The sequence below is a fragment of the Terriglobus sp. YAF25 genome (assembly GCF_052113305.1).
GTDB lineage: Bacteria > Acidobacteriota > Terriglobia > Terriglobales > Acidobacteriaceae > Terriglobus.
On sequence record NZ_JBFRCY010000399.1, the window covers coordinates 1 to 4217 of the forward strand.

At 57.5% G+C, this 4217-nt stretch carries 6 protein-coding genes; 5 read left to right on the forward strand and 1 reads right to left on the reverse strand.

Annotated features, from left to right (window positions below; all coding sequences use genetic code 11):
* The 5 genes from AB4043_RS16520 to AB4043_RS16540 all read left to right on the forward strand — a co-directional run.
* Positions 1 to 196: ExbD/TolR family protein (locus AB4043_RS16520; RefSeq protein ID WP_442307547.1), on the forward strand; the 196-nt coding region annotated here is incomplete at its 5' end.
* Between the two features lie 186 nt (positions 197 to 382).
* Complete coding sequence (locus AB4043_RS16525; RefSeq protein WP_442302533.1) at positions 383 to 1201, forward strand: hypothetical protein; 819 nt, start codon at positions 383 to 385, stop codon at positions 1199 to 1201.
* Positions 1202 to 1508: 307 nt separating this feature from the next.
* Positions 1509 to 2336: a PGN_0703 family putative restriction endonuclease gene (locus tag AB4043_RS16530; protein WP_442302534.1), complete on the forward strand. Its 828-nt coding sequence runs from the start codon at positions 1509 to 1511 to the stop codon at positions 2334 to 2336.
* A gap of 247 nt (positions 2337 to 2583) precedes the next feature.
* Complete coding sequence (locus AB4043_RS16535; RefSeq protein WP_442302535.1) at positions 2584 to 3150, forward strand: HIT family protein; 567 nt, start codon at positions 2584 to 2586, stop codon at positions 3148 to 3150.
* Between the two features lie 248 nt (positions 3151 to 3398).
* On the forward strand, positions 3399 to 3599 hold the full coding sequence (locus tag AB4043_RS16540; RefSeq protein ID WP_442302536.1) for a hypothetical protein: 201 nt from the start codon (positions 3399 to 3401) through the stop codon (positions 3597 to 3599).
* Between the two features lie 66 nt (positions 3600 to 3665).
* Here the strand turns inward: AB4043_RS16540 and AB4043_RS16545 are convergent.
* On the reverse strand, positions 3666 to 4217 hold a 552-nt coding region (locus tag AB4043_RS16545), incomplete at its 5' end, for a nuclear transport factor 2 family protein (protein ID WP_442307548.1).

The window sequence follows — 4217 nt, forward strand, 5'->3', positions numbered from 1 at the left end:
GGAGATGGCTCCTGATGAGATGGGTCATCGTCTGGCAGCGGCAATGGCGCTGAGGCAGGACCGCACCGTCTTATTACAGGCGGATGAACGTTTTGACTTGCAGGTGGTCGTCGGCGCGGTCAATACTATCCGCCGCGCAGGGGCCTCGGAAATTGCTTTGCTAACCAGAAAAGACTGCAACCAGATGAACTGCTGAACCGTCTTCGGAGGAGGGTTACCACCTGATCGGTACCGTTCAGGTGGGCCAATCTCCTTTTCACCTTCAACTACTGGCCATGCGTCATGCTATGCCTTTACAATCATCGTGCAAGACTGTCGCGCTTCTCGCACGCAATCCGGCAAAATCACTACATCGCGAATTCTCAAGGAGACCCTTCGTCCAATGAAATTCCAGCTACGTGTTCCGGCAATGGCCGCACTTCTCCTGGTTACGCTTCTCTCGGCCACCGGATGCAACCGTCTGAAGGCCCGCGACCAGCTTACGAAGGGCATCGCATCCTTCAAGGGCGCGAAGTACGAAGACGCTATCAATCATTTCCAGCAGGCTCTCGATTACGATCCGAGCTACGACGTGGCCCGTCTTTATCTCGCCACCACGCTGGCATCGCAGGTAGTGCCTAACCTTGAGACGCCTGAGAACCTCAAAACGGCACAACGCGCGATGGATGGTTTCCAGCAGATTCTTGCGAAAGACCCGAAGGACAAGACTGCACTGCAGCAGATGGCTTCCATCAGCTTCAACCTGAAGAAGTTTGATGATGCGAAGAACTGGCAGAAGAAGGTGATCGAGGTCGATCCCGCTGCCTCTGAGGCTTATTACACCATCGGCGTTATCGACTGGATGCAGTCGTATAAGAACGCCACCACCATCCTCGCTGCCGATGGCCTGACCGACGGAGGCGACGGCAACCCCAAAAAGAGCAAGGACGCATGCGCCAAGCTGCAGGCCCAGAACACCAACCTGGTGAGCGAAGGTCTGGAGTATCTGCAGAAGGCCGTCGCTAACAATGCGACTTATGAGGAAGCCATGACCTACCTCAACCTCACCTATCGCCGTAAGGCTGACCTCGAGTGCGGCAACGACGCTGCTCGCAAGGCCGACCTGGACAAGGCACAGGAGTGGAGCGACAAGGCCATGGGCGCACGTAAGGAAAACGAGCGCAAGAAGGAAGAGAAGAACAAGGGCGGCGTCACGATGTAGTCTTCGCCCATGCGACGAGAAGCGCAAAAGGCCTCCCGCAAGGGAGGCCTTCTTCTTTGTGGCAGGTTGAATGCCGTGGCTTTTATAAGAGGCATAGGCGCTCGTTGAAAGTTAAAAGTTGAAAGTTGAAAAAGTACGGCATGGGCAGCCGGGATCGGAATGGATAGCCCAAACACCGGGTGCCCCGGGTCCCGCTTCTGGGACCTGGGTATTCGCGCTACGCGCGAACCGTCTTTGCGTCTTCAACTTTCAACTCGGCGCGCTCTCGACACCATTCCTCTTCGACGTCTAATTTCTAAGAAGCGCCGTGCCCCTCTCCTCCTCCCAACTCCGTCGCGAACTATCCGCCCGCGGACTCGCGCTTGAGCGCGAGCACGAAACCACCTACGGCCGCGACGACCTGCACACGCCATCGGTCTTATTCCAGGAAGATGAGCTGGGCCAACACGGCAACTTCCACCCATCCAGTTATCGCCGCATCCTCGCCAACCCAGCCTGGGCGGCACGCCTCGCGAAGGCATACACCGCGAGCAACCGGGTGGCATACGCCAGGACGCGCCAGCGCAAGGAGCTCGACTGCGCCAACTCCTCCGATGCCCTGCTGATGAATATCGTCTGCTATCCGGGCCTGCTGTCGCGCCCCCAGGTCTGTGCCCTGCTTGGCATCGCTCCGGGCCTTACACCTGAGTTCGGTGTGCGCATGGAGGCTCCACAGCACGGCACACGCTCTGACCGCTCGGAGGTCGATCTCGTGCTCGGGCACCTGCTGATCGAAGCCAAGCTCACTGAGACCGGCTTCCAGACCGTCCGTCCAGCACTAGTAGAGCGCTACCGTGACCTCGAAGAGGTCTTCTTCCTCGAAGACCTGCCCCGCAACACCCGCGGCGACTATCAGCACTACCAGCTCCTCCGTGGAGCCTTGGCGGCCCACCACACCGGCAAGACCTACCTGGTGCTCTGTGATGTTCGCCGCCCCGACTTACGAGAGGCCTGGTTCCAGATCATCCGCTGCGTACGCACCGCAGACCTCCGCAGCCGCCTGGCCCTGCTCACCTGGCAGGAACTGGCCGCCACGGTGCCGGAAGGGCTGGCAGGCTTTCTGGAGAAGAAGTACGGAATCGTGGGCGGCCGGTAGCCGGCCAGTTGAATGGTTGAATAGTTGAATTGTTGAATAGTTGAATTGTTGAATGGTGCTTTGGGCCGCTTTGAATACCTTCGCCCATCCGGGAATGCGCGCGGTGCTTGAAGGGATGTTTGTCTCCATCAGTTGTAAGTCTTGGCTGGTGTCGGTCCAGCCGATTCTCTCCAAGGGGCAACCTGGATCTACGAACCTCGCACGATCCAACTATTCAACCATTCCACCATTCAACTAGCATCAAGCCATGGACCGCCTCTGGACGCCATGGCGTTACGCGTATATCACCAAGTCTGGGCCTTCGCAGCGCAAAGGTATTCCTGAGCCTCTGAATGCCTATCCTGACGACCAGGGATGCGTCTTCTGCAATCTCATTGCTTCGGTCGACTACGCCATTGAACACGGCATGCCAGTGGATGAAGCAGAGCGCCACGGACACATCGTCACACGCGGAAAATTCCACTACATCGCGCTGAATGCATTTCCCTATACCAGTGGTCATGTAATGGTGGTACCGTATCTGCACACGGACGCTCTCGCGAAGCTCGACGTGGAATCAGCGCATGAGCTGATCACCATGGCCCAGCAGACCGAGCGGGCTATCCGTGCAACCTACCGGCCGGATGGGCTGAACTTTGGCCTGAACCTTGGAGAAGCTGCCGGGGCCGGCGTTGCGGCACACCTGCATCTCCATGGGCTGCCGCGATGGGTGGGGGATAACAACTTCATGCCTGTGCTGGCTGAGACCCGTATTCTGCCGGAAGACCTGGATATCACCTGGCAGCGCCTGCGACAGGCCTTTCAGTCGCTGTAAACCGTACGTCGCGCCAAATCGGGAATTAAACCTTCGAACGTTTTCACGGAATTACAGACAACGCCACAAAATTGGTTCATTATGATGCAACGTAACGCAGTCGCTGGAGGCAACAGGGCCTGACGTCAGTCGCATCTATCCTATTCCGTTAGTAAACGACAGCTAGTACTTGCATGGATCCAAAACCCCATTTTGGACGTTCCGCGCCTTTTCTCGCGTGGAATGTCTCCCGGCCCCGGAGGTGTACGATGCAAAGCTCGCTCAAAGTACTACCCATCACCCCGACCATCGCCGCTGCCTCATTGATTGAACCTGAGGACGCGCGCATTACCGGCCAGACGCGGTCACTGCCGCGCCGGCTGCTTGCCTTGAATATGCCCCTGAACAATGTACGCAAACCGGCCCTGAGTAATACTCCCGTGCTGACGCCGCAAGCGCGCATTGCCTAGGGGACCAACCCCAATACAGCAAGGCCCAGAGAAATTCTCCGGGCCTTTTGCATTTAACGTTATCGATTACTTGTTATCGGCAATCTTGTCGGGTTCAGGCCGCATACGGGTCGCTTCAAAGTTCACGACCTTCCATCCTCCGCCGGACTGGCGGGCATAGACGCGGGTGTAGAGATACTTTCCGTGCAACGGACGCCCATCCATCTCGCCGTCGACATCCACCTGAGAGGTCACGACGGCCGTGCTTCCATTGATGATCTTTACCTTCAGTTCATCGACATCCATGCGAGTGATGCTGATCTTGCGGTTCATCACGCGCTCGACCATCTGCTGCTTGGTCTGCACCATGCCATTGGCGGAGATGCCGATATAGTCGTCGGCCATCATCTTCGACATTGTTTCGGTATCGGCCTTCAACTGCGCCTGCCGCCACTGCTGCTCCAGCGCTTCAATCTGCCGGTGCGAACGGGGCTTATTTCCTGTCGCAATCTTCCGTACGCCATTCACCGGGGCCATGCCCACCTGGCGAAAAACCTGCGCGTGAATGGCAATTGGAGCCACCACGGCCAAGGCCAGCATAGCGAATTTGACTGCGTACTTCATCGGTAAGGTGTACGG

Excerpts from the sequence above, each read along its gene's own strand:
- AB4043_RS16535 (WP_442302535.1), top strand. The coding sequence starts at position 2,584 with ATGGACCGCCTCTGGACGCCATGGCGTTACGCGTATATCACCAAGTCT.
- AB4043_RS16525 (WP_442302533.1), top strand. The coding sequence starts at position 383 with ATGAAATTCCAGCTACGTGTTCCGGCAATGGCCGCACTTCTCCTGGTT.
- AB4043_RS16540 (WP_442302536.1), top strand. The coding sequence starts at position 3,399 with ATGCAAAGCTCGCTCAAAGTACTACCCATCACCCCGACCATCGCCGCT.